This is a genomic window from Plantibacter sp. Leaf1 (assembly GCF_001421315.1).
Lineage (GTDB): Bacteria > Actinomycetota > Actinomycetes > Actinomycetales > Microbacteriaceae > Plantibacter.
In genome coordinates this window covers 1,197,174-1,218,313 of sequence record NZ_LMJX01000002.1, presented here as the reverse complement: position 1 = coordinate 1,218,313, position 21,140 = coordinate 1,197,174, and the positions used below count along the sequence as shown (strand labels likewise).

The window sequence follows — 21,140 nt, the reverse complement described above, 5'->3', positions numbered from 1 at the left end:
CTCGTCATGAGTGCTCCGATCGTGTTCCTGCTCGACGTCCTGCCAGCAGACGCCATGGCCGACGAGGCGACGCTCGAAGCGTCGATCACCTCCGGCGGTGACGGCTCCGGTGTCCTGAGCGTCTTCGACCTGGGGCCGGCACGCGGCGACGGGATCTTCGAGACGATCGGTGTGGTCGGGCGCCACGCGCAGTCGGTCGACGCGCACCTCGCCCGCCTGACCGAATCGGCGGCCATCCTCGACCTGCCTGCGCCGAACCACGCGCAGTGGCGGACGGCCGTCGATCGCGCGGTCGCAGCGCTCCCGGACGCCGAGCAGAGCGCGGTGCGTCTCGTCCTCACCCGGGGGAGCGGTGAGCGTCCGACGGCCTGGGTCTCGGCGACACCGGCGAGCGGATTCCCGGAACGAGCGGACGGGATCGAGGTCGTGCTCCTGGATCGTGGCCTGTCGAGTGACGTCCAGGAGCGGTCGCCCTGGCTGCTCGCGGGCGCGAAGACGCTCTCGTACGCGGTCAACATGGCCGCCCTCCGGGAGGCGCACCGTCGTGGCGCGGACGACGTGCTCTTCGTGAGCAGCGACGGGTTCGTGCTCGAGGGGCCGACCTCGACCGTGGTCGCCCGGATCGGGGGCACCTTCGTCACGCCGCCCGCGTCGAGCGGGATCCTTCCAGGCACCACGCAACTGGCGCTCTGGGAGCACCTCGAAGCCGAGGGACACCCGTGTGAACACCGCATGCTGACCCCGGACGATGTGATGCAGGCCGATGCGGTGTGGTTGCTGTCGAGCGTGCGGCTGGCCGCCCCCGTCGCAGCCGTCGACGGCCGGCCGGTCGGCATCGACCGAGGACTCACGGCGGAGCTGAACGCCGCCCTCCTCGCGCGGACCGAGTGACGACGGGCGCCTCTCGACGTTGAGTTGGTGAAACGCCGAAACATAGCATAGAATCGATCTTTGGTGCTTTCTGCATGCCTTCGGCGAGCCGACATCCGCACCGCAATCCATCCGCACGACCAGTGCGACTCAACCTGAGCGACAGTGAGGCTATGGCCAAAAAAGACGGCGTCATCGAGATCGAGGGCCAAGTGGTCGAGGCTCTGCCCAACGCGATGTTCCGCGTTGAGCTGACCAACGGACACAAGGTACTTGCCCACATTTCGGGCAAAATGCGTCAGCACTACATCCGCATCCTCCCAGAGGACCGCGTGATCGTGGAACTGACCCCCTACGACCTGACCCGTGGTCGGATCGTCTACCGCTACAAGTAGGTCGCGCTGTAAGTAACGGCCGGACGCGCCGCCACCAACCGGTGTCGGGCCCGGCACGACGACAGCGAAAAGAGAGAACTATGAAGGTCAAGCCCAGCGTCAAGAAGATCTGCGACAAGTGCAAGGTCATCCGTCGCAACGGCCGCGTCATGGTCATCTGCGAGAACCCGCGCCACAAGCAGCGCCAGGGTTGATCTCAGAGGACCTGCAGCACGCAGCCCTGAGCACCACAGCAGCACCCCTCTAACGGCAGTTCCACATCCTGCAACGCGCAAGCGCGGCGGGGGACACCTCGGGTCGGAGGCCCGAGCACCGGAACTGCTCCACACCTCCACAACTCCTAGGAGAAGCCACCATGGCACGTCTCGCCGGCGTAGACATCCCACGCGACAAGCGCGTGGAAGTTGCACTGACGTACATCTACGGTGTTGGCCGCACGCGGTCACTCAAGACCCTCGCCGACACCGGCATCAGCGGAGACATCCGCGTGAAGGATCTCACCGATGACCAGCTGATCGCCCTGCGCGATTACATCGAGGGCACCTTCAAGGTCGAGGGTGACCTCCGCCGTGAGGTCGCCGCCGACATCCGCCGCAAGGTGGAGATCGGGTCCTACCAGGGCATCCGTCACCGTCGTGGCCTTCCGGTCCACGGCCAGCGCACCAAGACCAATGCGCGCACCCGCAAGGGCCCGAAGCGCACCGTCGCCGGCAAGAAGAAGGCCCGCTAGGCCCCGCCTAGTCGCCTCGTCATAGGACTCAGGAGATATTCATGGCAGCACCAAAGTCGGCCGTTCGGAAGCCGCGTAAGAAGGAAAAGAAGAACATCGCCGTGGGCCAGGCCCACATCAAGTCGACGTTCAACAACACGATCGTCTCGATCACCGACCCCTCGGGCGCGGTCATCAGCTGGGCTTCGTCCGGTGGCGTCGGCTTCAAGGGTTCGCGCAAGTCGACCCCGTTCGCCGCACAGCTCGCCGCCGAGTCGGCTGCGCGTCAGGCGCAGGAGCACGGCATGAAGAAGGTCGACGTCTTCGTCAAGGGACCGGGCTCCGGCCGCGAGACCGCGATCCGTTCGCTCCAGGCCGCAGGCCTCGAGGTCGGTTCGATCAACGACGTCACGCCTCAGGCACACAACGGTTGCCGCCCCCCGAAGCGTCGCCGCGTCTAATTCCTTCGGTTCACCGGCCGTGATCCGTCCGTGGCGATCATCTGATCGCCGCGGACGGATCGCGGCATGGTCCTGGTGACCAGGGCCAGCGAACACAATTCAATACCTCGCCAACGCAAGTGTCATATAGCGGACACTTAGCCGAAAGGAATCCATAGTGCTCATCGCACAGCGCCCTACGCTCACCGAAGAATCCATCTCGGAGTTCCGCAGCCGGTTCATCATCGAGCCGCTCGAGCCAGGCTTCGGGTACACCCTCGGGAACTCGCTCCGTCGCACCCTGCTGTCGTCCATCCCGGGCGCCGCAGTCACGAGCATCCGCATCGACGGTGTGCTGCACGAGTTCAGCACCATCCCCGGTGTCAAGGAAGACGTCACCGAGATCATCCTGAACATCAAGGGTCTCGTCGTCTCCAGCGAGCACGACGAGCCGATCACGGCGTACCTCCGCAAGACCGGCGCAGGCCAGGTCACCGCGGCCGACATCTCGGCTCCGGCCGGTGTCGAGGTCCACAACCCGGACCTGGTCATCGCGACGCTCAACGACAAGGCGAAGTTCGAGCTCGAGCTCACGATCGAGCGTGGCCGTGGCTACGTCTCGGCGACGCAGAACCGCAACGAGTTCAGCGAAGCCGGTCAGATCCCCGTCGACTCGATCTACTCGCCCGTCCTCAAGGTGACCTACCGCGTCGAGGCGACTCGTGCCGGTGAGCGCACCGACTTCGACCGCCTGGTCGTCGACGTCGAGTCAAAGCCGGCGATCACGCCGCGCGACGCCATCGCGTCGGCCGGTCGCACGCTGACCGAGCTGTTCGGTCTGGCCCGCGAGCTCAACACCGCCGCAGAAGGCATCGAGATCGGCCCCGCGCCGGTCGACGCCGTGCTGCCCGGCGAGCTCTCGATCCCGATCGAGGACCTCGACCTCTCCGTGCGCTCGTACAACTGCCTCAAGCGTGAGGGCATCAACAACGTCAGCGAGCTCGTCGCGCTGTCGGAGACGCAGCTCATGAACATCCGCAACTTCGGTCAGAAGTCGGTGGATGAGGTTCGCGACAAGCTCACCGAAATGGGCCTCTCGCTGAAGGACTCGGTCCCCGGGTTCGACGGCGCCCACTTCTACAGCGGCTACGACGACGAGACCGTCTCCTAGCTCGCGATCCACCTGACGACTTTCCAACCTGAAGAGAGACAAGAATGCCTACTCCCACCAAGGGACCCCGCCTCGGAGGCGGCCCCGCTCACGAGCGTCTGCTGCTCGCCAACCTCGCTGCTGCGCTGTTCACCCACAAGCGCATCCAGACCACCGAGACCAAGGCGAAGCGTCTTCGTCCCCTCGCTGAGCGCCTGATCACCTTCGCGAAGCGTGGCGACCTGCACGCCCGCCGTCGGGTGCTCGCGACCATCACCGACAAGAGCGTCGTCCACGAGCTCTTCACGGAGATCGCTCCGCTCGTCGCCGACCGTCAGGGCGGCTACACGCGCATCATCAAGACCGGCTACCGCAAGGGCGACAACGCTCCGATGGCCGTGATCGAGCTCGTCCTCGAGCCCGTCACGCCGAAGGCGAAGCCGGCCAAGCAGTCGGCGAAGCACGCCGCAGCGCCGGTCGACGAGGCTCCTGCCGAGGAGACGCCCGCTGCCGCCGAGGCCGAGGTCGAGGCTGCTGAGGCAGTCGAGGCCACGGAGACCGACGGCGAGTCGGTCGACGCCGGCGAGACCACCGACGAGGCTCCCGCGAAGGACGCCAAGTAGGTTCGGCACCACACGAACGGAACCCCGCTCTCCGCACGGAGGGCGGGGTTCCGTCGTTCCCGGGCACGTTTCGACGGTGTCCTAGGCTGGAGGCATGAGTACCACTCCTGCCGTTCCGGACGGCCGCCCGGCACGGCCGCAGCACCCCGAGATCACGCAGTGGCGTCCGGCGGAGCGCGCGGACATCGACGACATCGTCGCGCTGTGCCGCGCCATGGACCCCTTCGACAACCCCCACCGGGTGACGAGCCGTGACGAGATCGCCGACGAGTTCGATCACGAGTGGATCGACATGGCGACCGACAGTCTGCTCGCGTTCGCCGAGGACGGGACGCTCGTCGCCTACGCGATGGTGATCCTGTCGCCGTCGAGGGACGTCTCCGTGTACTCCTACGTGTTCGGCGGCGTGCACCCGGCGTGGCGCGAGCGCGGGATCGGTCGTGTCCTGCTCGCCTGGTCCCTCGAGCGGTCCGAGCAGCAGCTGGCCTCGGTGGAGACGGGGGCTCCGGCCTCCTCGCGGGCCTACGTCGACGAACGCAACACCGCGGCGGCGCGGTTGTTGGAGCGGTTCGGGTTCGGCGTGGCACGCTACTTCACCATCATGGAGCGCGACCTCTCCCGGCCGGTCGAGGAGATCGACGTCCCCGCCGGCGTCACGCTCGAGGAGTACCGGCCCGAGTTCGCCGATCGAACGCGCGACGCACGGAACGACTCCTTCCGCGACCACTGGGGGAGCCTCGAGACGGTTCCGGCGATGTGGGCGCAGTTCGTGGGCGGCGCACACTTCCGAGACGACCTCTCGGTGGTGGCGGTCGCCGACGACGGACGGGTCGTCGGGTTCACCCTGGCGGAGGTCGACGAGGACAGCTGGTCTGCTCAGGGCTTCACGAGCGCCTACATCGCCCTGGTGGGTACCGTCCGCGACTGGCGCGGGCGGCGCCTGGCTCCGGCCCTCCTCGCCGCGGCACTCCGACGGATCCAGGCCGCCGGTCTGGAGCGGGCGACGCTCGAGGTCGACACGGCCAGCCCGACGGGAGCGCTCGGGCTCTACGAACGGCAGGGGTTCGTCGCGACGACGCGTGATCTGGCGTACGTCCGTGAGCGGTGACGCGTCCGAGGCGGAGGGTGTCCTTCCGGCGCAGCGGTTCAAACTCGCGATCGCCTACGACGGGACGGACTTCGCCGGGTGGGCGAAGCAACCCGGCCTCCGGACGGTCGAAGGAGTCCTCGAGGAGGCCCTCTACCGGGTGCTCGGGAAGACCGTTCCACCAGTGCCGCGGTTCGTGGTCGCCGGCCGCACCGACGCCGGTGTCCACGCGTCGGGCCAGGTGGCGCACCTCGACCTGACCGAGCCCCAGTTGGCGAAAATCACCCGCCTGCAGGGCCGCCACGCGGAGTTCCCCGACGGCTCTCCGCGTTTCGAGAGCGCGAGCACCCTGCTGGCCCGGCGACTGAACGGCGTCCTCGGGATGGATCGCGACGTGGTCATCCACGCGGCCGAGCCGGCTCCGGAGGGCTTCGACGCGCGGTTCTCCGCCGTCTGGCGTCATTACCGGTACCGGCTCGCCGACGCCGGCGTGCGCAAGGATCCGATCGTCCGCCGCACCACGAGCTGGACGACCTCCTCACTCGACCTCGAGCTGCTCCAGCGGGCGGCGGCGTCCCTCGTCGGACTCCACGACTTCCAGGCGTACTGCAAACCGCGACCTCGGGCCACGACGATCCGGACCCTGCAGGCCTTCAGCTGGGAACGCGACGACACGGGAGTGCTCGTCGCCCGACTCACCGCCGACGCGTTCTGCCACAGCATGGTCCGTTCGCTCGTCGGTGCCTGCGTCGCCGTGGGGGAGGGGCGTCTGTCGCTCGAGGAGGTCGTCCGGCTCCGGGACGGCGGGCACCGGGAGATCGACTTCCGGGTCATGCCGGCGCGGGGACTCACCCTCGTCGAGGTCGGGTATCCGGAGCCCGGTCTCTTGCAGTCCCGCGCGGCGACGACCCGGCAGCGGCGGAGCCACGAACACGTCGCGGCGGGCGCCGACTGATCGCGGGTGTGAATTGACCGACGAGGGGTGATCACGTAGACTCTCCCGTTGGTGCCTGCGCCTTCTGCGGTGCGGTACCCGAAGTTGAGCCCTCCACCTCGGGCGTTCCGATCGGAACTCCCAACAGGAGCGGGATTCACGAACGACCAACTCCGACCAGAAAGCAGCACTATTGTGACGCGCACGTATTCCCCGAAGGCCAGTGAGATCACGCACGACTGGGTCGTCATCGACGCCACCGACGTGGTCCTCGGCCGCCTGGCCAGCCACGCCGCAGCGCTCCTGCGCGGCAAGCACAAGGCGACCTTCTCCCCGCACATGGACGGTGGCGACTTCGTCATCATCGTCAACGCAGACAAGGTCGCCCTCACCGGCGCCAAGCTCCTGCAGAAGAAGGCCTACCGCCACTCCGGTTACCCGGGCGGGCTCTCGGCCGTCACCTACGCCGAGCTCCTCGAGAAGAACCCGATCCGCGCCGTCGAGAAGGCGATCCGCGGCATGCTGCCGAAGAACTCCCTCGGCCGCGACCAGCTGAAGAAGCTCAAGGTCTACACCGGCAGCGAGCACCCTCACGCCGCTCAGCAGCCCAAGCCGTTCACGCTCGACCAGGTCGCCCAGTAAGCACCGGACAAGAAAAAAGGATTTTACAGTGGCGAACATCGCAGATTCCATCGAAGAGACCCCGCAGAGCTACTCCACCGAGTCGGCTCCTGAAGCAGCTGTCACCGCGCCTCGCGCCGTGCTGAGCGTCCCCGGCGCAGCCGTCGGTCGCCGCAAGCAGGCCATCGCCCGCGTGCGCCTCGTCCCCGGCAGCGGCACCATCACGGTCAACGGCCGCACGCTCGAGGACTACTTCCCGAACAAGCTGCACCAGCAGCTCATCAACGACCCGTTCACCGTCCTCGACCTGGTCGGCGGCTACGACGTCATCGCACGCATCTCCGGTGGTGGCCCCTCGGGCCAGGCCGGTGCGCTGCGTCTCGGCATCGCGCGCTCGCTCAACCAGATCGACGAGGAGAACAACCGCGCCACGCTGAAGAAGGCCGGCTTCCTCTCCCGCGACGCTCGCGTCAAGGAGCGCAAGAAGGCCGGACTCAAGAAGGCCCGTAAGGCTCCGCAGTTCTCGAAGCGCTAATCGCGCTCAGGACAAGCGAAGCTCAATGCCTCAGCTGTTTGGTACCGACGGTGTTCGCGGTCTCGCGAACGCCGACCTGACGGCAGACCTCGCTCTCGGCCTTGCCCAAGCCACCGCAGTGGTGCTTGGGCAAGGCCGTAGTGCTGAGGCCCGCCGTGCCGCCGGGAAGCGCCCGGTCGCCGTGCTCGCACGCGACCCCCGCATCTCCGGCGAGTTCCTGTCCGCCGCGGTCGCGGCGGGCCTGGCGTCCTCGGGCGTCGACGTGCTCGAGGCAGGCGTCCTGCCCACGCCCGCGACGGCGTTCCTCATCGCCGACATCGACGCCGACTTCGGCGTGATGATCTCCGCCTCGCACAACCCCGCGCCCGACAACGGCATCAAGATCTTCGCCCGTGGTGGCACCAAGCTCCCCGACGCGGTGGAGCGCCGGATCGAGGAGTACCTCGACCGCCCCAAGCTCAGCCCGACCGGTGCCGACGTCGGTCGCATCGTCCGGTTCGCCGACGCCGAGGACCGCTACGTCGTCCATTTGCTCGGCAGCCTCCCCAACCGCCTGGACGGCATCCACGTCGTCCTGGACTGCGCGCACGGCGCTGCCGCCGGCGTGTCACCGGAGACCTTCCGTGACGCCGGCGCGCGGGTCACGATCATCGGCAACGACCCTGACGGCATGAACATCAACGACGGGGTCGGCTCGACGCACCTCGACCTCCTGTCGCAGGCGGTCCTCGAGCACGGCGCCGATCTGGGGATCGCGCACGACGGCGACGCGGACCGGTGCCTGGCGGTCGACGCCGACGGCAAGATCGTCGACGGCGACCAGATCATGGCGATCCTCGCGGTCTCCATGCAGGAGCGGGGCAAGCTCAAGGACGACACGCTCGTCGCGACCGTCATGAGCAACCTCGGATTGCACGTGGCCATGCGGGAGCACGGCATCACGGTCGTGCAGACCGGTGTCGGCGACCGCTACGTCCTCGAGGCGATGAACGAGCACGCCTACTCGCTGGGCGGTGAGCAGTCGGGCCACGTCATCATGGCCGACTACGCGACGACCGGCGACGGCATCCTCACGGGCCTGCACATCGTGGCCGAGATGGCTCGCACCGGCAAGACGCTCGCCCAACTCGCCGAGGTCATGCAGGTGTACCCGCAGATCCTCGTCAACGTCACGGGCGTCGACCGCAACCGACTCGTCGGAGACGAGGTCGTCGATGCGGCGGTGCGCGACGCGGAGGCCGAGCTCGGCGACGAGGGCCGGGTGCTCCTGCGTCCGTCGGGCACGGAACCGCTCGTCCGGGTCATGGTCGAGGCGGCCGACCAGCCGACGGCGGACCGTCTGGCCCATCGTCTCGCCGACGTCGTCCGCGAACGACTCGCCATCTGAGTCGTCCGGCGGCGGGCCGGTGGGTCCAGCTGTGGAAGAGTGATCGCATGACTTCGACGACGAGTGGGGGCTCCGGGCAGCCGACGCCCTACGTGGAGATCGACCGCGCCGAGTGGGCGCGACTCGCTCCGGAGACGTCCACACCGCTCAGCGAGACCGAGGTCGTGCAGATCCGCGGCCTCGGCGACCGCCTCGACATGCGGGAGGTCGAGGAGGTCTACGTACCGCTCAGCCGGCTGCTCAGCCTGTACGCGAAGGGGACGCAGGACCTCGGTCGGGCGACGAGTCGGTTCCTCGGTGATCAGGCGCTCCGCACCCCCTTCGTGATCGGGGTCGCGGGCTCGGTGGCCGTCGGCAAGTCGACGATCGCCCGACTGCTGCGGGAGCTGCTCTCGCGCTGGCCGGACACCCCGCACGTCGAACTCGTGACGACCGACGGGTTCCTGTACCCGAACGAGGAGCTGCAGCGACGCGGCATCATGGATCGCAAGGGCTTCCCGGAGTCCTACGACCGCCGGGCCCTCCTGCGGTTCATCACGGCCGTGAAGAGTGGGGCCGCCGAGGTGCGCGCGCCGTTCTACTCGCATCTCCGTTACGACATCATCCCCACGGCGCAGGTGGTCGTGCGGCGTCCCGACGTCCTGATCGTCGAGGGGCTGAACGTCCTGCAACCGGCCGCGACCGCGAGTGGCCTCGCGATCAGCGACCTCTTCGACTTCAGCATCTACGTCGACGCCAGGACGCGCGACATCGAGTCCTGGTACGTCGACCGGTTCATGGCGTTGAAGCGCGGCGCGTTCTCCAACCCGAACTCCTTCTTCAACGTCTTCGCCGAGCTCTCCGATGAGGAGGCCGCCGATCAGGCGCGCGGATTCTGGCGGTCGATCAACGAGCCGAACCTCGTCGACAACATCCGCCCGACCCGCTCCCGGGCGAAGCTCGTCCTGCGGAAGGACTCGGACCACACCGTGTCCTCGGTGCTGCTCCGCAAGCTCTGAGCGCCCCGTCCGGCACCTGACCGTCGAGCTGCGCGAGTTGGTGCAGCATCCTCGCAAAATCGCGCGATTATGCTGCTCTACATGTGTGGAATCGTGGGGTACGTCGGGAACGACAAGACGGTCGACGTCCTGATGGGCGGATTGAAGCGGCTCGAGTACCGGGGGTACGACTCCGCCGGGATCGCCGTCCTCGACGCGACGGGTTCGATGAACACGCGCAAGCGTGCCGGGAAGCTCGCCGTCCTCACCGAGGACCTCGCCGCGAACCCGATCGCCCCCGGGACGACCGGCATCGGCCACACCCGCTGGGCCACGCACGGCGGACCGACCGACCGCAACGCGCACCCGCACCTCGGCGACGAGGGGCGCCTCGCGCTCATCCACAACGGCATCATCGAGAACTTCGCCGAGTTGCGTGCCGAACTCCTCGCCGACGGGTTCACCTTCGAGAGCGACACCGACACGGAGATCGCCGCGGTCCTCATCGGCCGTGAGTACCGGTCGACGGGCGACCTCACCGAGGCCTTCCGCCGCGTCGTCGCCCGGCTCGACGGGGCCTTCACCCTGCTCGCGATGCACCAGGAGCTGCCCGGCGTCGTGATCGGAGCGCGCCGGAACTCGCCGCTCGTCATCGGCCTCGGCGACGGCGAGAACTTCCTCGGATCCGACGTGGCCGCCTTCGTGCAGTACACGCAGCGCGCGGTCGCGATCGGCCAGGACCAGATGGTCGTCATCACCCCGGACGACGTCACGGTCACCGACTTCTCCGGCAACCACGTCGTGACCGAGCCGTTCGAGATCCAGTGGGACGCGTCCGCGGCCGACAAGGGGGGCTGGTCGAGCTTCATGGCGAAGGAGATCAGCGAGGAGCCCGACGCCGTCGCCAACACGATCCGCGGACGGGTCGAGGGCGGACAGGTCGTCATCCCGGAACTCGCCGGCCTCGACGAGCTCTTCCTCGACATCAACCGCATCGTGATCATCGCCTGTGGCACGGCCGCGTACGCCGGAACCGTCGGCAGCTACGCGATCGAGCGGTGGGCGGGCATCCCGGTCACGGTGGAGCTCAGCCACGAGTTCCGCTACCGCGACCCGGTGATCGACGCCCGCACCCTCGTCATCTCGGTGAGCCAGTCGGGCGAGACGATGGACACGCTCATGGCGGTCCGTTTCGCGAGCGAGTCCGGCGCGAAGACCCTGTCGATCTGCAACACCCAGGGCGCGACGATCGCCCGCGAGTCCGACGCCGTCGTGTACACGCACGCCGGGCCGGAGGTCGCGGTCGCGTCGACGAAGGCGTTCACCGCGCAGATCACGGCGCTCTACCTGTTCGGCCTGCACCTGTCCCGCGTCCGCGGCACGCAGACGCCGGAGTTCCTGGCGGCGCAGGTCGAGGAGCTGCAGGCCGTCCCGGACAAGATCGCCAGCATCCTCGGCGCATCCGAGAAGATCGCTCAGCTCGCGCACTGGATGGCCGATTCCCGAGCGGTGCTCTTCCTCGGCCGGCACGTCGGATACCCGATCGCCCTCGAGGGTGCGTTGAAGCTCAAGGAACTCGCCTACATCCATGCCGAAGGGTTCGCCGGTGGCGAGCTCAAGCACGGACCGATCGCCCTCATCGAGCCGGGCCAGCCCGTCTTCGTGGTCGTGCCGAGCCCGCGGGGTTCCGCGATCCTGCACCCGAAGGTCGTCTCGACCATCGAGGAGATCCGCGCGCGCGGTGCCCGAGTGATCGCGATCGCCGAACAGGGTGACGCAGCGGTCCTGCCCTCGGCGGACGAGGTCATCCCGATCCCGCTCGCCGGTCCGCTCTTCGAGCCGCTCCTCGCGGTCATCCCGCTCCACATCTTCGCGATGGAGCTCGCGACGGCGAAGGGTCTGGACGTCGACCAGCCCCGCAACCTGGCGAAGTCCGTCACCGTCGAGTAGACGTCGGTCCGCGGGGTCCGAGGTGGCCCGTCGGCCGGTCCGCTCCGCATGATGCGTCAGCCGTAGAGTAGAAGGATGATCATCGGTATCGGGGTGGACCTCGTGGACCTCGCGAGGTTCGAGCGGGCCGTGACCCGGACCCCGAACCTCCTCGCCCGACTCTTCGTGCCCGCCGAGCGGGAGTTGCCGTTGCGATCGCTCGCGGGCCGCTTCGCCGCGAAGGAGGCGCTCATCAAGGCGCTGGGCTCCTCCGACGGGATCCGTTGGCAGGAGATGGCGATCGTGAACGGTCCGGAGGGGAAGCCCGACTTCGAGCTGTCCGGGGTCACGGCAGGGGTCGTCGCCGAGCGCGGCATCACCAACCTGCACCTCAGCATGACCCACGACGCCGGGGTGGCCGTCGCCTTCGTCGTCGCCGAGCGGGAGGGCTGATGCCGAGCGGTTCCGACACGCGTCCGACGCGCGAGGCGATCATCGACCTCGAGGCGCTCCAGCACAACGTCCGTCGTCTGCGCGAGATCACCGGCGTCTCCGAACTCATCGTCGTCGTCAAGGCGGACGCCTACGGGCACGGAGCCGCGGCGATCGCCCGGGCGGCCGTCGAGGCCGGTGCCGACCGGCTCGGCGTCGCCGACATCCGCGAGGGGGTCGCGCTCCGCGCGGCAGGGGTCACCGCACCCGTCCTGGCCTGGTTGCACGGACCGGACGCCGATTTCGGTGCAGCGCTCGACGCCGGGATCGAGCTCGGTCTGTCGTCGGTGGCGCAGCTCGACCGCGTGATCGACGCGGCCAAGGAACACGGATCCGGGGTGCCCGTCGTCCAGTTCAAGCTCGAGACCGGCCTCAGCCGGAACGGGGCGGCCGAGGCCGACTGGCCGGAGCTGTTCCAGGCCGCCGCGGCAGCCGAGCGCTCCGGTGTCGTCCGGATCGACGGTCTGTTCTCGCATGTGTCGAACACCTCGAGTGCGGACGACGCCGCCGCCGCCGTGCGGTTCGAGCGCGGTGTCGCCCTCGCCACCGCCGCAGGGCTCACGCCACGGAGTCTCCATCTGGCCGCCTCCGCGGCCGCCCTCGGCGAACCGTCGCTCCGGTACGACGCCGTGCGTCTCGGGATCGCCGCCTACGGGCTGTCGCCCTTCGAACCCACCGAGGACACCGCGCGCTCGGCGGGCGCCTTCGGTCTCCGCCCCGTCATGACGCTCCGGGCGTCCGTCGCCGCCGTGCGCCGGGTCGAGCCGGGTACCGGCGTGTCCTACGACTACAGCTACCGGGCGGACTCCTCGACGACGCTCGCCCTCGTCCCGCTGGGCTACGCCGACGGGGTGCCCCGCAGCGCTTCGAACGCCGGCCCCGTCGTGATCAACGGCCGCCGCTACCGGGTCTCCGGCCGGATCGCCATGGACCAGTTCGTCGTCGACGTGGGAGACGATCCGGTCGCGGTGGGTGACGACGCCGTCCTCTTCGGCGACCCGGCCACCGGCGCGCCCCGCGTCGAGGAGTGGGCTGAGGCCGCCGGGACGATCAACTACGAACTCGTCACCCGGATCGGGCCACGAGTGGTGCGGACGCCGAGGGAGCGGTCATGACGGATCAGGTCCTCACCCCGGGCACGGTCGACGTGGCGACGCCGGAGGAGATGCACGCGTACGGCGTCCGGCTCGGCGCCGGACTGCGCGCCGGCCAGCTGCTCGTGCTGACGGGGCCGCTCGGGGCTGGCAAGACGACCCTCACACGCGGGATCGGGGAGGGGCTCGGGGTGCGTGGTCCGGTCACCAGCCCGACCTTCGTCCTGGCGCGCACCCACCCGAGTCTCATCGGCGGTCCGCCCCTCGTGCACGTGGACGCGTACCGGCTCGGCTCGGCGCTCGAGCTCGACGACCTCGACATCGACTTCGCCCGATCCGTCGTCGTGGTCGAGTGGGGCGCCGGACTCCTCGACGGCGTCGTGCCCGAATGGTTCGAGCTCGTGATCGAGCGGCCGACGGGTGCCGGCGATGCGCCGACCACGAGCGACGCCGGTGAGGAACCGATCGAGCGGCGGACGCTCACCCTCTCGCGGCACCCCGCCACCGACCCCGGGTAGGCTGGACGACGTGCTGTTGGCGATCGATACATCCGCGGGCTCGAGCGTCGCCGTCGTCTCCCTGGACGGCGTGATCCTCGCCGAACGGTCGTCCGACGACCCGATGCGCCACGCCGAGGTGATCGGCACGCTCATCGCCGGCTCGCTCGACGAGGCGGGGGTCGCCGTCGCCGACCTCACCGGGGTCGTCGCCGGCATGGGCCCCGGGCCCTTCACCGGACTCCGGATCGGGATCGCGGCCGCACGCAGCTTCGGTGTCGGTGCCGGCCTCCCGGTCCACCCCGTCGTGAGCCACGACGGCATCGCGCTCGACGCGTACGGCACCGGCCGGGCCGCGCCGGACGCCGGGCTCCTGGTCGTCACCGACGCCCGGCGGCGCGAGCGCTACTGGACGGCCTACGCGGGGCTCGACGCGAACGGTCTCCCCGTCCGAGCCCAGGGTCCCGCCCTCGCGAAACCGGAGGATCTGCCGAGCACGGAGGCCGTCCGTTTCGACGCGGTCGTCGTCCCTGCCGGTGCCCTGGGCCGGATCGCGGCACTGCTCCTCGCCTCCGACGGAGCGTTCGCGGGGGAGGAGCCCCTCTACCTGCGCTCGCCCGACGTCACGATGTCCACCGGTGCCAAGCGGGTGACGGCATGACCTGGTTCCTGCGCCGGGCCGGCGTCGCGGACCTCGACGCGATCATGGAGCTCGAGAGCACCGTGTTCCTCAACGACGCGTGGTCGACGGAGATGATGCGCGCCGAACTCGCCTCGCCGCACGGCCACTACCTCGTCGCGACCGAGGTCGACGCCGAGGACGCCCCACTGGCCGGCTACGCCGGGCTCTTCGCACCCTCGCGCTCCGACGACGCCGACATCCAGACCATCGCCGTCGCCGGCCACGCCAGAGGCGGTGGGCTCGGGCGTCTGCTCATGCAGGCGCTCATCGAGCAGGCGAGACAGCAGGACGTGTCGCAGGTGTTCCTGGAGGTCAGGGCCGACAACCCCGTCGCGATCGCGCTGTACCGGAGCCTCGGCTTCGAGGAGCTCGGGGTGCGACCCGGCTACTACCAACCGGACGACGTCGACGCCATCGTCATGCGCCTCACCGTCCAGGCGCGGCCACCGATGCCCACGCACGGGCAGCCTCCGCTCGAGCAGGCCGACCACCACCCCGGGAGCATCGCATGAACCGCGACGAACCGCTCGTCCTCGGCATCGAGACGAGTTGCGACGAGACCGGTATCGGTATCGTCCGCGGACACCGCCTCCTCGCCAACACCATCGCCTCCAGCATGGACGAGCACGCCAGATACGGCGGAGTCGTCCCCGAGGTGGCTGCGCGAGCACACCTCGAGGCGCTCCAGCCCACCCTCATGACGGCGCTCGCCGAAGCCGGCGTCACGCTGGCGGATCTCGACGCCGTCGCCGTGACGAGCGGTCCGGGGCTGTCCGGCGCACTGATGGTCGGTGTCGGAGCGGCGAAGGCGCTCGCCGTCTCCCTCGGCAAGCCGCTGTATGCGGTCAACCATCTCGTCGGACATGTCGGCGCCGACGTGCTCGATTCCGAGGACGGCCTGATCGAATACCCGACCATCGCGCTGCTCGTGTCGGGTGGACACACCTCGCTCCTCCTCGTCCGGGACCTCGTCTCGGACGTCGAACTCCTCGGCGAGACCATCGACGACGCGGCGGGCGAAGCGTTCGACAAGGTCGCGCGCATCCTCGGTCTGCCCTACCCGGGCGGCCCCCAGATCGACCGGGCGGCGGTCGGCGGCGACCCGAAGGCGATCCGCTTCCCCCGAGGGCTCAGCCTGCCGAAGGACATGGAGCGTCACCGCTACGACTTCTCCTTCTCCGGGCTGAAGACCGCGGTCGCCAGATGGGTCGAGGCCAAGCAGGACGCCGGAGAGCCGGTGCCGGTCGCCGACGTCGCGGCGAGCTTCCGCGAGGCCGTCGTCGACGTGCTCGTCTCGAAGGCGGTCAAGGCGTGCACCGAGCTCGGTGTGCCACGCCTCCTGCTCGGCGGTGGCGTGATCGCGAACGCCCGCCTCCGCGAGGTCGCCGCCGAACGCACGGCGGCAGCGGGCATCGAACTCCGCATCCCGCCGCTCCAGTTGTGCACCGACAACGGGGCGATGATCGCGGCGCTCGCGTCGCAGCTCATCTCCGCCGGACGCGAGCCCTCCTCGCTCGACTTCGGCGCCGACTCGACCCTGCCGGTCACGGAGATCCAGGTCCAATAGACGTCCTCGAGGCTCGAGCGGGGCCCTGTCGCCGCGGCCGTCCTCGACGAGCCCGTCCACCTCGCGACGCATAGGATGGGGCCGGTACCCGGTCACGGAGCGAAGGAGCGGCGATGGACGAGCAACAGCACCCCGAGGGACGGCCCGCGCACCAGGACGGCGGGCCGGGACCGCAGCAGCCGCAGCAGCAGTCCGGTCTGCCGGAGCACGGCGGTCAGCCGGCGCAGGGGTATCAGTACCCGCCGGCTCAGCAGCAGCAGCCCTACCAGCAGCCCGCACAACAGCCCTCGCAGCCGCAGCCGCCCTACCACCAGGCCTCACCGCAGCAGCAGTGGCCTCAGACCGACCAGCAGGGGTACGGCGCGCCGCCGGCCACCGACTGGCGCGCCGGCGCACCCGCCGCTCCATCGGGCCGACCGGCTCAGCAGTCGGCTCCGTCCGCTTGGCAGGGCGAGCAGTCGACGTACCTCCAGACCGTGCCGACGGCCGTGTACCAGGCTCCGAGCCAGGGTGGATATGCCGCGTACCAGCAGCCGCCCGCATCGGCGGGCGCATCGGACGCCACCACGTCCACGACCCGCAGCACCTGGTCGCTCATCAGCGGGATCGTCGGGCTCGTCGTGTCGGTCTTCGTCGGTTGGGGCTTCCCGCTGTCGATCGTCGCGATCGTCCTCGGGTTCGGAGCACGCCGCCGCGAACCGGGGGCTCGCGGTCGCGCGCTGACCGGGCTCGTGACCGGCTTCGTCGGCCTCGCCTGTTCGATCGGCTGGCTGGCCTACAGCGTCGTCGTCATCATCGGATACGTCTCGACCTAGTCGGCGCGGCGGACGCGCGTCGCCTCGGTGACCGAGCGCTCCCACGAGGCACGGGGCGGCACGTCAGTGAGCGACGCGCTCCACCAGCAGGGCGCTGTGCTTCCCCGCGATCCTCGTGAGGATGATCGTGGCCGAGTGGTCGCCGCGCAACGCGAGCCGTTTGCGGAACGTCGCCGGGTCGATGTCCACGCCGCGCTTCTTGATCTCGAGGACGCCGATCCCGCGCTCGCGCATCGTCCGCTTGAGGGTCTTCTCATCCATGGGGAGCCGTTCGAGCACACGGAACGTCGACGCGAACGGCGAGGTCGTCGCGCTGTCGGAGGTGAGGTACGCGATGCCCTGACCGAGCATGCCCGCCTCCAAGCGGACGGCGAGGTCGCCGATGAGACGGGCGCGGATGACGGAGCCGTCGGGTTCGTGCACGTACTCACCGAGGTCGCGGACCGGGGCGTCGTCCGCGTCGCCGTCCGCCGTGAGCTCGTGGTGGACGCCGTCAGCGAGCAGGAGCGCGGCACGCCGGACACCCGGTCGGGCGAGCGGGCCGAACCAGAGGGTCATCTCGACGAGTTGGCCGTCGACCGAGACCCACTGCGCCTCGGCTTCGTCCGGGATGAGGGAGCGGTCGAAGCCGGGCCCGAGTTTGACGCCGACCGGGAGGCTGCCCGCCGTGGCGAAGACGGTGTCGAGGGAGGGGGTGTAGTCGGCGGCGCTGGCGAGCCTCGCCGTGTCGGCGTGTCCTGCCGTCCGCCGGGCCGGGTCGAACCAGACGGCGTCGAACCCCTCGAGGGCGACGTCCTCGGCCGCTTCGTTCCGGACGGTCGCCGAGGGGAACGGTGCCAGGTTGTAGCTCGCGATGGCGGCGGTGACCTCGTCGATGTCGACCGCCGTCACCTCCAGGTCGAGGGAGGCCATCGCCATCGAATCGGCGCCGATGCCGCTCCCGAGATCGGCGATGCGCGTCAGGCCGGCCCGGGCGAAGCGCCCGGCGTGCAGAGCGGCGACGGGCAGGCGGGTGGCCTGTTCGAGGCCTGCCTCCGTGAACAGCATGCGGTCGGCGAAGGGGCCGAACTTGCCGACCGCCTTCTGCCGGAGGCGCGACTGCGTGAGCACGGCCGCGACGAGCGCGGGGGAGTGACCCTCGTTCCGGAGCCGACCGACGAGTCGGACGGCCTCGTCCTTGGACGGGTAGGGCGGGAGCGAGTCGAGGAGTCTGAGCCCCTCGGCCGTCAGGAGCTCCACGAGTTCCGATCGTTCCATGGTCAGCGGACTTCTCGCGGAGCTGGGTGCATCCGGCAACGCTAGCAGCCGGTGATTGGCACTCGCATTGCGTGAGTGCCAGAAGATGCCTAGACTGGAATCAGCACTCTCGCAGTGTGAGTGCTAACAACGTCTTCGTTTCAAGAAAGAGGTCAACCGTGTCGGTCTCCATCAAGCCGCTCGAGGATCGCATCGTCATCAAGCAGGTCGAGGCAGAGCAGACCACCGCTTCCGGTCTGGTCATCCCCGACACCGCCAAGGAGAAGCCCCAGGAGGGCGAGGTCGTGGCGGTCGGACCCGGTCGCATCGACGACAACGGCAACCGCGTCCCCCTCGACGTCGCCGTCGGCGACAAGGTGATCTACTCCAAGTACGGCGGCACCGAGGTCAAGTACGCCGGTGAGGACTACCTGGTCCTGTCCGCGCGCGACGTCCTCGCCGTCGTCGTCCGCTAGACACCGACGAACGAACCGAGCGGCTCAGGCCGCTCCACAGCCCGAATGGCATCAGCCGTTCGGGCTGTGTCCGTTTCACGAGGTCGGCCAGCCCGCCGCGGGTCTAGCCTGGACCAGTGCAGAACCCGAGCGATCCAGCGGAAGTCGAAGTCGATGTCGAGCTCGCCGCCGGAGCGGCGCGCGGGCGTTCAGGGGTCGAGGTCCCACAGCAGGGGAGCCGGTCGGGCCTGATCTCGGCCGTCGCCGCGTACTGCCTCTGGGGAGCACTGCCGCTCTACTTCATCGCGCTCGCGCCGGCCGGAGCCTTCGAGGTGGTCGCCTGGCGGATCGTGTTCTCCCTCGTGTTCTGCGCCGTGCTCATCCTCGTGACGCGCTCCTGGCGTCGCCTGCTCGGGATCCTGCGGCAGCGGCGCATCGTGCTCACGATGGGGTTGGCCGGCGCGCTCATCTACGTCAACTGGCAGACCTACGTCTACGGAGCCCTCAACGGGCAGGTGGTCGAGGCCTCGCTCGGGTACTTCATCAACCCGATCGTCACCGTCTTCCTCGGCGTCTTCTTCCTCCGCGAGCGGCTTCGTCCCGCGCAGTGGGCCGCAGTGGTCGTCAGCGTGATCGCGGTGCTCGTCCTCGCGATCGGGCACGGCAGCGTCCCGTGGATCGCCCTCATCCTCGCCTTCTCCTTCGGCCTGTACGGCTACATCAAGAAGCAGGTCGGTGGTGTGGTCGACGCGGTGTCGGGTCTGACGCTCGAGACGGCTTGGCTGACGCCTGTCGCGATCGCGCAGCTCATCGCCGTCGGTGTCTCCGGCGGGCTCACGATCGGCACCGCCGGAGTGGGGCACACGCTCCTGCTGGTCGGTGCCGGTGTCATCACCGCCGTCCCGCTCCTGCTGTTCGCCGCGGCGGCTCGGCGGTTGCCGCTCACCTGGATGGGGTTCATCCAGTACTTCGCGCCGATCATCCAGTTCGTCGTCGGCGTGGCGGTCCTCCACGAGGCGATGCCGCCGGAGCGGTGGCTGGGCTTCGGACTCGTCTGGTTGGCACTCGCCATCCTCACGGTCGACATGCTCGTGGCGTCCGCGCGCAGCCGACGATCCGCGGCCGCCGATCGACGCCGCGCCGCGAGGGTCTGAACAGCGGATTCCGGCGCTGATCGCGCGACCACTGCAGGAAAGACGCGAAACCGGTACCTCTGAGGTAACGATTTGGTCGTGTTACACGCTTGTAACGTCAACGACATTGTCCAGCGCACTCTCAGCGGATAACTTGACACAACGGCAGCCCCTGGAGCTGCCACTCTTCTGACAAGCAAGGAGTACCATGAGCGTCTTTTCGAAGGCCACGGCCGCTCGCTCCCGCCCTCGTGCCATCGTTCTCGGTGGCATCGCACTGATCGGAGCCAGCGCGCTGGTCCTGAGCGGATGCGCCTCAGGTGGCAGTGACGACAGTGGCAGCGGCAGCAGCAAGCCTGCTGGCGACCTCACCCTGAAGCTCGGCACCGCGTTGCCCCAGACGGGCAACCTGGCGTTCCTCGGCCCGCCCGAGGAAGCCGGTGTCGGTCTCGCGGTCAAGGAGGTCAACGACGCCAACCTGGGCATCAAGATCGACCTGACGCTCGGCGACTCGGGTGACTCCGACAACAAGGCGTACGCGACCGAGGTCCCCCGTCTGCTCTCCGAGGGCGTCACCGCCATCATCGGTGCGGCGTCGTCGGGTGTGTCGAAGCTCTTCATCGACGAAGTCACCGGCGCAGGCGTCATCCAGTTCTCCCCGGCGAACACCTCCGCCGACTTCACGACGTGGGACGACAACGGTCTCTACTGGCGGACGGCGCCGTCCGACGTGCTGCAGGGCGAGGTCCTCGGGAACCTGATCGCGGAGGACGGCAACGCCACCCTCGGCATCATCTACCTGAACGACTCGTACGGCACCGGCCTGGCGAAGTTCACCAAGGAGGCGTTCGAGAGCGCCGGCGGTGAAGTGGTCGCCGAGCAGTCGTACAACACGGGCGACACCTCCTTCGACGCGCAGATCAGCGCGGTCAAGGCGGAGAACCCCGACGCGATCGCGATCATCGCGTTCGAGGAGACCAAGACGATCGTCCCAGGTCTCGCCGGGTTCCCGTCGGACAAGCTCTACTTCGTCGACGGCAACCTCGCCGACTACAGCGCGGACTTCGCTCCCGGCACCCTCACGGGCGCCAAGGGAACGCTGCCCGGTCTCGACACCGCCAAGCTCGGTGACTTCACCGACCGCCTCCAGGCGTTCGTGAAGGACGAGGGTGGCGAGCCGCTGAAGGACTACAGCTACGCGGCCGAATCCTACGACGCGGTCATCCTGCTCGCCCTCGCGGCGCTGCAGGCGGGCTCGACCGAGGGTGCCGACATGGCCGGCGAGCTCCAGTCCGTGTCCGGTGGTAAGGACGACGGCGAGAAGGTGTCCACCTTCGAAGAGGGTGCGAAGGCCATCGCTGAAGGCAAGAAGATCGACTACGACGGAAACTCCGGTCCGATCACCTTCGACGAGAACGGTGACCCGACCGAGGCGACCATCGGTATCTACCAGTACGGTGACGACAACAAGTACACCCGCACCAACTAGTCGCCTGAGCGACTGACGAGGCC

General features: G+C 69.0%; 25 protein-coding genes. 24 read left to right on the top strand and 1 reads right to left on the bottom strand.

The genetic code is table 11. The annotated features are described in order from the left end of the window. Positions 1-6 precede the first annotated feature (6 nt). The 21 genes from ASE44_RS07960 (at position 7) to ASE44_RS07860 (ending at position 16,804) form a co-directional block, all read left to right on the top strand. Complete coding sequence (locus ASE44_RS07960; RefSeq protein WP_056008099.1) at positions 7-891, top strand: aminodeoxychorismate lyase; 885 nt, start codon at positions 7-9, stop codon at positions 889-891. 152 nt (positions 892-1,043) lie between these two features. Then, entirely contained in the window at positions 1,044-1,265 is a 222-nt protein-coding gene (infA, locus tag ASE44_RS07955; RefSeq protein ID WP_017885304.1) for a translation initiation factor IF-1, read from the top strand. A gap of 80 nt (positions 1,266-1,345) precedes the next feature. Beyond that, positions 1,346-1,459, top strand: a complete 114-nt coding sequence (rpmJ, locus tag ASE44_RS07950; protein WP_021759549.1) for a 50S ribosomal protein L36 — start codon at positions 1,346-1,348, stop codon at positions 1,457-1,459. 161 nt (positions 1,460-1,620) lie between these two features. Then, positions 1,621-1,995, top strand: a complete 375-nt coding sequence (rpsM, locus tag ASE44_RS07945) for a 30S ribosomal protein S13 (protein WP_056008097.1) — start codon at positions 1,621-1,623, stop codon at positions 1,993-1,995. Between the two features lie 41 nt (positions 1,996-2,036). Continuing rightward, positions 2,037-2,435, top strand: a complete 399-nt coding sequence (rpsK, locus tag ASE44_RS07940; protein ID WP_056008094.1) for a 30S ribosomal protein S11 — start codon at positions 2,037-2,039, stop codon at positions 2,433-2,435. A gap of 157 nt (positions 2,436-2,592) precedes the next feature. Next, positions 2,593-3,585, top strand: coding sequence for a DNA-directed RNA polymerase subunit alpha (locus ASE44_RS07935; RefSeq protein WP_056008091.1), 993 nt, complete (start codon positions 2,593-2,595; stop codon positions 3,583-3,585). Positions 3,586-3,629: 44 nt separating this feature from the next. Then, positions 3,630-4,187, top strand: coding sequence for a 50S ribosomal protein L17 (gene rplQ / locus ASE44_RS07930; protein ID WP_056778745.1), 558 nt, complete (start codon positions 3,630-3,632; stop codon positions 4,185-4,187). Between the two features lie 94 nt (positions 4,188-4,281). Next, positions 4,282-5,295, top strand: a complete 1,014-nt coding sequence (locus ASE44_RS07925) for a GNAT family N-acetyltransferase (protein WP_056778740.1) — start codon at positions 4,282-4,284, stop codon at positions 5,293-5,295. Continuing rightward, positions 5,285-6,229 carry a tRNA pseudouridine(38-40) synthase TruA gene (gene truA / locus ASE44_RS07920; protein WP_056778738.1) on the top strand — a complete coding sequence of 315 codons (945 nt, stop codon included), beginning with the start codon at positions 5,285-5,287 and terminating at the stop codon, positions 6,227-6,229. The genes ASE44_RS07925 and truA overlap by 11 nt, the downstream gene beginning before the upstream one ends. Positions 6,230-6,403: 174 nt before the next feature. Continuing rightward, entirely contained in the window at positions 6,404-6,850 is a 447-nt protein-coding gene (gene rplM / locus ASE44_RS07915; RefSeq protein WP_056008079.1) for a 50S ribosomal protein L13, read from the top strand. A 28-nt stretch (positions 6,851-6,878) separates the two neighbouring features. Continuing rightward, on the top strand, positions 6,879-7,364 hold the full coding sequence (gene rpsI / locus ASE44_RS07910; RefSeq protein ID WP_056008076.1) for a 30S ribosomal protein S9: 486 nt from the start codon (positions 6,879-6,881) through the stop codon (positions 7,362-7,364). Positions 7,365-7,389: 25 nt separating this feature from the next. Continuing rightward, positions 7,390-8,751, top strand: coding sequence for a phosphoglucosamine mutase (gene glmM / locus ASE44_RS07905; RefSeq protein WP_056778734.1), 1,362 nt, complete (start codon positions 7,390-7,392; stop codon positions 8,749-8,751). Positions 8,752-8,798: 47 nt separating this feature from the next. Then, positions 8,799-9,749, top strand: coding sequence for a type I pantothenate kinase (gene coaA / locus ASE44_RS07900; protein WP_056778729.1), 951 nt, complete (start codon positions 8,799-8,801; stop codon positions 9,747-9,749). Between the two features lie 81 nt (positions 9,750-9,830). Next, positions 9,831-11,678: a glutamine--fructose-6-phosphate transaminase (isomerizing) gene (glmS, locus tag ASE44_RS07895; protein ID WP_056011458.1), complete on the top strand. Its 1,848-nt coding sequence runs from the start codon at positions 9,831-9,833 to the stop codon at positions 11,676-11,678. Between the two features lie 75 nt (positions 11,679-11,753). After that, positions 11,754-12,110 (top strand): holo-ACP synthase, encoded by a 357-nt coding sequence (locus ASE44_RS07890; RefSeq protein ID WP_056008067.1) that lies wholly within the window; start codon positions 11,754-11,756, stop codon positions 12,108-12,110. Then, entirely contained in the window at positions 12,110-13,264 is a 1,155-nt protein-coding gene (gene alr, locus ASE44_RS07885; protein WP_056778726.1) for an alanine racemase, read from the top strand. The genes ASE44_RS07890 and alr overlap by 1 nt, the downstream gene beginning before the upstream one ends. Beyond that, entirely contained in the window at positions 13,261-13,761 is a 501-nt protein-coding gene (gene tsaE / locus ASE44_RS07880; RefSeq protein ID WP_056008061.1) for a tRNA (adenosine(37)-N6)-threonylcarbamoyltransferase complex ATPase subunit type 1 TsaE, read from the top strand. The genes alr and tsaE overlap by 4 nt, the downstream gene beginning before the upstream one ends. Positions 13,762-13,771: 10 nt before the next feature. Beyond that, positions 13,772-14,401, top strand: a complete 630-nt coding sequence (tsaB, locus tag ASE44_RS07875) for a tRNA (adenosine(37)-N6)-threonylcarbamoyltransferase complex dimerization subunit type 1 TsaB (RefSeq protein WP_056778724.1) — start codon at positions 13,772-13,774, stop codon at positions 14,399-14,401. Then, on the top strand, positions 14,398-14,934 hold the full coding sequence (gene rimI / locus ASE44_RS07870) for a ribosomal protein S18-alanine N-acetyltransferase (protein WP_082455895.1): 537 nt from the start codon (positions 14,398-14,400) through the stop codon (positions 14,932-14,934). Before tsaB ends, rimI begins: the two co-directional genes overlap by 4 nt. Continuing rightward, positions 14,931-15,989, top strand: a complete 1,059-nt coding sequence (gene tsaD / locus ASE44_RS07865) for a tRNA (adenosine(37)-N6)-threonylcarbamoyltransferase complex transferase subunit TsaD (protein WP_056778721.1) — start codon at positions 14,931-14,933, stop codon at positions 15,987-15,989. Before rimI ends, tsaD begins: the two co-directional genes overlap by 4 nt. 113 nt (positions 15,990-16,102) lie before the next feature. Beyond that, positions 16,103-16,804: a DUF4190 domain-containing protein gene (locus ASE44_RS07860; RefSeq protein ID WP_056008052.1), complete on the top strand. Its 702-nt coding sequence runs from the start codon at positions 16,103-16,105 to the stop codon at positions 16,802-16,804. A 63-nt stretch (positions 16,805-16,867) separates the two neighbouring features. On the opposite strand, the gene ASE44_RS07855 is transcribed toward ASE44_RS07860, so the two are convergent. Continuing rightward, positions 16,868-18,061, bottom strand: coding sequence for a class I SAM-dependent methyltransferase (locus tag ASE44_RS07855; RefSeq protein WP_056008049.1), 1,194 nt, complete (start codon positions 18,059-18,061; stop codon positions 16,868-16,870). Between the two features lie 158 nt (positions 18,062-18,219). On the opposite strand from ASE44_RS07855, the gene groES reads away from it, so the two are divergent. The 3 genes from groES (at position 18,220) to ASE44_RS07840 (ending at position 21,117) form a co-directional block, all read left to right on the top strand. Continuing rightward, positions 18,220-18,516 (top strand): co-chaperone GroES, encoded by a 297-nt coding sequence (gene groES, locus ASE44_RS07850; RefSeq protein ID WP_056008047.1) that lies wholly within the window; start codon positions 18,220-18,222, stop codon positions 18,514-18,516. A gap of 227 nt (positions 18,517-18,743) precedes the next feature. Further along, positions 18,744-19,649 carry an EamA family transporter RarD gene (gene rarD, locus ASE44_RS07845; RefSeq protein ID WP_056011455.1) on the top strand — a complete coding sequence of 302 codons (906 nt, stop codon included), beginning with the start codon at positions 18,744-18,746 and terminating at the stop codon, positions 19,647-19,649. A gap of 187 nt (positions 19,650-19,836) precedes the next feature. Next, entirely contained in the window at positions 19,837-21,117 is a 1,281-nt protein-coding gene (locus ASE44_RS07840; protein ID WP_056778717.1) for an ABC transporter substrate-binding protein, read from the top strand. Positions 21,118-21,140 lie beyond the last annotated feature (23 nt).

What these genes read in the sequence shown, in the direction of transcription:
- ASE44_RS07860 (WP_056008052.1), top strand. Translation starts at nt 16,103, where the DNA reads ATGGACGAGCAACAGCACCCCGAGGGACGGCCCGCGCACCAGGACGGC.
- ASE44_RS07855 (WP_056008049.1), bottom strand. Translation starts at nt 18,061, where the DNA reads ATGGAACGATCGGAACTCGTGGAGCTCCTGACGGCCGAGGGGCTCAGA.
- glmM (WP_056778734.1), top strand. Translation starts at nt 7,390, where the DNA reads ATGCCTCAGCTGTTTGGTACCGACGGTGTTCGCGGTCTCGCGAACGCC.
- rpmJ (WP_021759549.1), top strand. Translation starts at nt 1,346, where the DNA reads ATGAAGGTCAAGCCCAGCGTCAAGAAGATCTGCGACAAGTGCAAGGTC.
- ASE44_RS07960 (WP_056008099.1), top strand. Translation starts at nt 7, where the DNA reads ATGAGTGCTCCGATCGTGTTCCTGCTCGACGTCCTGCCAGCAGACGCC.
- tsaD (WP_056778721.1), top strand. Translation starts at nt 14,931, where the DNA reads ATGAACCGCGACGAACCGCTCGTCCTCGGCATCGAGACGAGTTGCGAC.
- ASE44_RS07925 (WP_056778740.1), top strand. Translation starts at nt 4,282, where the DNA reads ATGAGTACCACTCCTGCCGTTCCGGACGGCCGCCCGGCACGGCCGCAG.
- ASE44_RS07890 (WP_056008067.1), top strand. Translation starts at nt 11,754, where the DNA reads ATGATCATCGGTATCGGGGTGGACCTCGTGGACCTCGCGAGGTTCGAG.
- rimI (WP_082455895.1), top strand. Translation starts at nt 14,398, where the DNA reads ATGACCTGGTTCCTGCGCCGGGCCGGCGTCGCGGACCTCGACGCGATC.
- rplQ (WP_056778745.1), top strand. Translation starts at nt 3,630, where the DNA reads ATGCCTACTCCCACCAAGGGACCCCGCCTCGGAGGCGGCCCCGCTCAC.
- infA (WP_017885304.1), top strand. Translation starts at nt 1,044, where the DNA reads ATGGCCAAAAAAGACGGCGTCATCGAGATCGAGGGCCAAGTGGTCGAG.
- coaA (WP_056778729.1), top strand. Translation starts at nt 8,799, where the DNA reads ATGACTTCGACGACGAGTGGGGGCTCCGGGCAGCCGACGCCCTACGTG.
- tsaE (WP_056008061.1), top strand. Translation starts at nt 13,261, where the DNA reads ATGACGGATCAGGTCCTCACCCCGGGCACGGTCGACGTGGCGACGCCG.
- ASE44_RS07840 (WP_056778717.1), top strand. Translation starts at nt 19,837, where the DNA reads ATGAGCGTCTTTTCGAAGGCCACGGCCGCTCGCTCCCGCCCTCGTGCC.
- rpsM (WP_056008097.1), top strand. Translation starts at nt 1,621, where the DNA reads ATGGCACGTCTCGCCGGCGTAGACATCCCACGCGACAAGCGCGTGGAA.
- alr (WP_056778726.1), top strand. Translation starts at nt 12,110, where the DNA reads ATGCCGAGCGGTTCCGACACGCGTCCGACGCGCGAGGCGATCATCGAC.
- rpsK (WP_056008094.1), top strand. Translation starts at nt 2,037, where the DNA reads ATGGCAGCACCAAAGTCGGCCGTTCGGAAGCCGCGTAAGAAGGAAAAG.
- glmS (WP_056011458.1), top strand. Translation starts at nt 9,831, where the DNA reads ATGTGTGGAATCGTGGGGTACGTCGGGAACGACAAGACGGTCGACGTC.